This is a genomic window from Bradyrhizobium sp., assembly GCF_049581145.1.
GTDB lineage: Bacteria > Pseudomonadota > Alphaproteobacteria > Rhizobiales > Xanthobacteraceae > Bradyrhizobium.
Genome location: NZ_JBAURI010000226.1, coordinates 1 through 4,750 on the forward strand (window position 1 = coordinate 1; position 4,750 = coordinate 4,750).

General features: G+C 63.4%; 3 protein-coding genes. All 3 read left to right on the forward strand.

Annotated elements, in window-relative coordinates; genetic code table 11:
* Positions 1-118: 118 nt before the first annotated feature.
* Positions 119-3,253 carry an efflux RND transporter permease subunit gene (locus WCB02_RS07395; RefSeq protein WP_423957181.1) on the forward strand — a complete coding sequence of 1,045 codons (3,135 nt, stop codon included), beginning with the start codon at positions 119-121 and terminating at the stop codon, positions 3,251-3,253.
* Between the two features lie 18 nt (positions 3,254-3,271).
* Positions 3,272-3,895 (forward strand): TetR/AcrR family transcriptional regulator, encoded by a 624-nt coding sequence (locus WCB02_RS07400; RefSeq protein ID WP_423957183.1) that lies wholly within the window; start codon positions 3,272-3,274, stop codon positions 3,893-3,895.
* A 115-nt stretch (positions 3,896-4,010) separates the two neighbouring features.
* Positions 4,011-4,643 carry a flavin reductase family protein gene (locus WCB02_RS07405; RefSeq protein WP_423957184.1) on the forward strand — a complete coding sequence of 211 codons (633 nt, stop codon included), beginning with the start codon at positions 4,011-4,013 and terminating at the stop codon, positions 4,641-4,643.
* The last annotated feature ends 107 nt before the right edge of the window (positions 4,644-4,750 follow it).

The following is a 4,750-nucleotide window of genomic DNA, read 5'->3' on the forward strand; positions in this document are numbered from 1 at the left end:
ATGGTGCGCAATTGCGCACCAGAGAATCTCGAGATTCCGGGTTCGCGCTTTCGCGCGCCCCGGAATGACGAAGACTGCATTTGCTCACACCACGCTTGGTTCGTCATTGGAGGGTGCGATGAAACGGTTCAATCTTTCCGCCTGGGCGGTCAGCCATCCCGCCCTCGTGCTGTTCCTGATGCTGGCGCTCGGCGCCGCCGGCTTCTTCTCCTATCAGCGGCTCGGACGCGCGGAGGATCCGTTCTTCACGGTCAAGGTGGTGAACGTCTCGGCGATCTGGCCGGGCGCGACCGCGGCCGAGATGCAGATGCAGGTGGCCGACCCGATCGAGAAGAAGCTGCAGGAGCTGCCCTACTTCGACAAGGTGCAGACCTATTCGAAACCCTCCTTCACCGCAATGCAGGTCACGTTCAAGGATTCGACGCCGCCGAAGGAGGTGCCGTATCTGTTTTACCTGTTGCGCAAGAAGCTCGCCGACGTGCAGGGCGATTTGCCGGCCGGCCTGCTCGGTCCCGTCGTCAACGACGAATTCAGCGACGTCGATTCCATCCTCTATATGATGACCGGCGAGGGCGCCGACTACGCGCAATTGAAAAAGGCCGCCGAAGGCTTTCGCCAGCGGCTATTGAAGGTCAACGGCGTCACCAAGGTCGATATCTACGGCACCCAGGACGAGCGCATCTTCGTCGAGTTCTCGCATGCCAAGCTCGCCACGCTCGGCGTCACCCCGCAGGCGCTGTTCGACTCGCTGGCGAAACAGAACAATGTGGTGCCGGCCGGAACGGTGGAGACAGACTCGCAGCGCGTGCCGCTGCGCGTCACCGGCGCGCTCGACGGCGTCAAGGCGGTCGCGGAGACGCCGGTGCAAAGCAACGGGCGGGTGTTCCGGCTCGGCGATATCGCGACCGTCAGCCATGGCTATGTCGATCCGCCGAGCTTCGTGGTGCGCCAGGAGGGCAAGCCGGCGATCGGCATCGGCGTCGTCACCGCGCGCGGCGCCAACATCCTCGAGCTCGGCAAGGATGTATCGGCAGCCGCCGCCGAGTTCATGAAGGCGGTGCCGCAGGGCATCAATGTCGATCTGATCGCCGATCAGCCCAAGGTGGTCGAGCACGCCGTCGGCGAGTTCGTGCATTCCTTCATCGAGGCGCTGGTGATCGTGCTGTTCGTCTCCTTCCTGGCGCTCGGCTGGCGCACCGGCATCGTGGTGGCGCTGTCGGTGCCGCTGGTGCTCGCGATCGTCTTCATCGTCATGAACGCGATGTCGCTCGATCTGCACCGCATCACGCTCGGCGCCCTGATCATCGCGCTCGGACTTCTGGTCGACGACGCCATCATCGCGGTCGAGATGATGGTGGTGAAGATGGAGCAGGGCTGGGACCGCATGAAAGCCGCGTCGTTTGCCTGGGAATCCACCGCGTTTCCGATGCTGACCGGCACGCTGGTGACGGCGGCCGGCTTCCTGCCGATCGGCTTTGCCAATTCCGCGGTCGGCGAATATGCCGGCGGCATCTTCTGGATCGTGGCGATCGCGCTGGTCGCCTCCTGGTTCGTCGCCGTGATCTTCACCCCCTATATCGGCGTCAAGCTGCTGCCGAATATCGCCGTCCGTCACGATCATGATCCGCATGCGGTCTACGAGACGCGGATGTATCGCGGCCTGCGGGCCGTGATCCAATGGTGCGTCGACCATCGCGTCACGGTGGTCGCGGCGACCGTCGGCGTCTTCGTGCTCTCGATCATCGCCTTCGGCCATGTGCAGCAGCAATTCTTCCCGCTGTCGGAGCGGCCCGAACTGTTCCTGCAGCTTCGCCTGCCGGAAGGCACCGCCATCAACGTCACGGAAAAGTCGGTGGAGAAGGCGGAAACCCTGCTCAAGGGCGATCAGGACATTTCAACCTATACCTCCTATGTCGGCCAGGGCTCACCGCGCTTCTGGCTCGGCCTCAATCCGCAACTGCCGAACGAGGCCTTTGCCGAGATCGTCATCGTCGCCAGGGACGTCGAGGCGCGCGAGCGGATCAAGGCGAAGATCGAGAACGCGGTCGCTGACGGCGCGCTCACCGAGGCCCGCGTGCGCGTCGACCGCTTCAATTTCGGCCCGCCGGTCGGCTTTCCCGTGCAATTCCGCGTGATCGGGCCCGACACCACCAAGGTGCGCGACATCGCCTATCAGGTTCGCGACATCGTCAAGGAAAATCCGAATGTCAGGGATCCGCAGCTCGACTGGAACGAGCAGTCGCCCTACCTCAAGCTGGTGGTGGATCAGGACCGCGCCCGCGCGCTGGGCCTGACGCCGCAGGACGTCTCGCAGGCGCTCGCCATGCTGATCTCCGGTGTCCAGGTCACGACCATCCGCGATGGCGTCGAGAAGGTCGGCGTCGTCGCCCGCGCGGTGCCCTCCGAACGGCTCGACCTCGCCCATGTCGGCGATCTCACGGTGACCACGGTCAATGGCGTCGCGGTGCCGCTGCAGCAGATCGCCAAGATCGAATATTCCCACGAGGAGCCGATCCTGTGGCGCCGCAACCGCGACATGGCGATCACGGTGCGGGCCGACGTCAAGGACGGCGTCCAGGCGCCCGACGTGACCAACCAGATCTGGCCAAAACTGCAGGACATCCGCGACCACCTCGAGCCGGCCTATCGCATCGAGATGGGCGGAGCCATCGAGGAATCCGCCAAGGGCAACGCCTCGATCTTCGTGCTGTTTCCCTTGATGGCGATCGTCATGCTGACGCTCCTGATGATCCAGTTGCAGAGCTTTTCCCGGCTGCTCCTGGTGTTCCTGACCGCCCCGCTCGGCATCGTCGGCGCCTCGCTCGGGCTCAACGTCGCCAACCAGCCGTTCGGGTTCGTGGCGCTCCTGGGCCTGATCGCGCTTGCCGGCATGATCATGCGCAACACCGTGATCCTGGTCGACCAGATCGAAACCGATGTCAGCCACGGGCTGTCGCGCAAGCAGGCCATCGTGGAAGCCACCGTCCGGCGTGCCCGGCCGGTGGTGCTGACAGCGCTCGCGGCCATCCTCGCCATGATCCCGTTGTCGCGCTCGGCGTTCTGGGGCCCGATGGCGATCACCATCATGGGCGGTTTGTTCGTTGCGACTTTCCTGACCTTGCTGTATCTGCCGGGCCTGTACGCCCTCTGGTTCCGCAAGAGCCTTGAACAAAGGGGGCCGAGCGAACAGATCAGTGTCGCGCCGCAGCATCATCCCGAACCCGCATTTCCGCTTGCTGAGGCCGCGGAATAATTGAACATTGAGCACCACATGACGCTGATCTCGGACCATGTCGAGCCGGATACACGGGAACGAATTCTCGTGGTGGCGGAGCGTCTGTTCCGGCAGATCGGCTATCAGAAGACCACGGTTGCCGACATCGCCAAAGAGCTGCGCATGAGCCCGGCCAACGTCTATCGCTTCTTCGATTCCAAGAAGGCGATCCACGAAGGCGTCGCGCGCGGCCTGATGGGCGGGGTCGAGGAGGCCGCGCATGAGATCGTCGTGCGGCCTGGCCCGGCGGCGTTGCGCCTGCGCGAACTGATGACCGCGATCCATCGCATGAACAGCGAGCGCTATGTCGGCGATTCCAAGCTGCATGAGATGGTCGAGATCGCCATGGAGGAGAGCTGGGAAGTCTGCAAGGCGCATATGGAGCGGATCACCGAGAGCATCGGCGGCGTCATCGCGCAGGGCGTGGCCTCCGGGGAGTTCGAGGCGGCCGACGTGGCGGTTGCAGCCATGTGTGCCTGCACCGCGATGATGCGCTTCTTCCACCCGCAGATGATCGCGCAGGCCATCAACAAGCCGGGACCTTCGATCGACCAGATGATCGATTTCGTCATGGTAGGGCTGACGTCGCGCAGGCAGACAATCGTTCACAAGGAAACGTAAAGTATTTCCGCGTCATTGCGAGCGGCAGCGAAGCAATCCATCGCGCCGCAAATACGGGGTTGGATTGCTCGCTGCCGCTCGCAATGACGGTCAATCAAATCCAGTAGGAAGTAGAATGGACGCATCAACCCCAAAAGACCTGCACTCCTACCAGCCCGTCAATGGCCACGGCCTCAAGCACGACCCCTTCAATGCCATCATCGCGCCGCGCCCGATCGGCTGGATCTCCTCACGTGACGCCAAAGGCCATGTCAACCTGGCGCCCTACAGCTTCTTCAACGCCTTCTGCTACACCCCGCCGATCATCGGTTTCTCCTCCACCACCTGGAAGGACAGCGTCGCCAACATCCAGGAAACCGGCGAGTTCGTCTGGAATCTCGCCACCATGGATCTGGCCAAGCAGATGAACGCGACCGCGGCCCATGTCCCCCACGATGTCTGCGAGTTCACCATCGCCGGCCTGACCCAGCTGCCGAGCCAGATCGTCGAGGTGCCGCGCGTCGCCGAAAGCCCGGTGTCGTTCGAATGCAAGCTGACGCAGATCATCCGGTTGCACGGCGCCGATGGCAAGGAGGCGCCGGCCTGGCTGACCCTCGGCGAGGTGGTCGCCGTCCATATCGACAAGGCCATGATCAAGGACGGCGTCTACCAGACCGCGCTGGCCCACCCCATCGTCCGCGCCGGCCGCCGCGGCGACTATTTCGAGATCAAGCCGGAAAACATGTTCGAGATGGTAAGGCCGGATTGAGGTTTTTCGACATCGCGCGCTCTCGCGCGGCAGGTCGCGGACATACGAGACGAGCGATTCCATGAAACTGGTTCTATCGGCGTTGACCCATCGTTCGTCATTCCGGG

What these genes read in the sequence shown, in the direction of transcription:
- WCB02_RS07400 (WP_423957183.1), top strand. Translation starts at nt 3,272, where the DNA reads ATGACGCTGATCTCGGACCATGTCGAGCCGGATACACGGGAACGAATT.
- WCB02_RS07405 (WP_423957184.1), top strand. Translation starts at nt 4,011, where the DNA reads ATGGACGCATCAACCCCAAAAGACCTGCACTCCTACCAGCCCGTCAAT.
- WCB02_RS07395 (WP_423957181.1), top strand. Translation starts at nt 119, where the DNA reads ATGAAACGGTTCAATCTTTCCGCCTGGGCGGTCAGCCATCCCGCCCTC.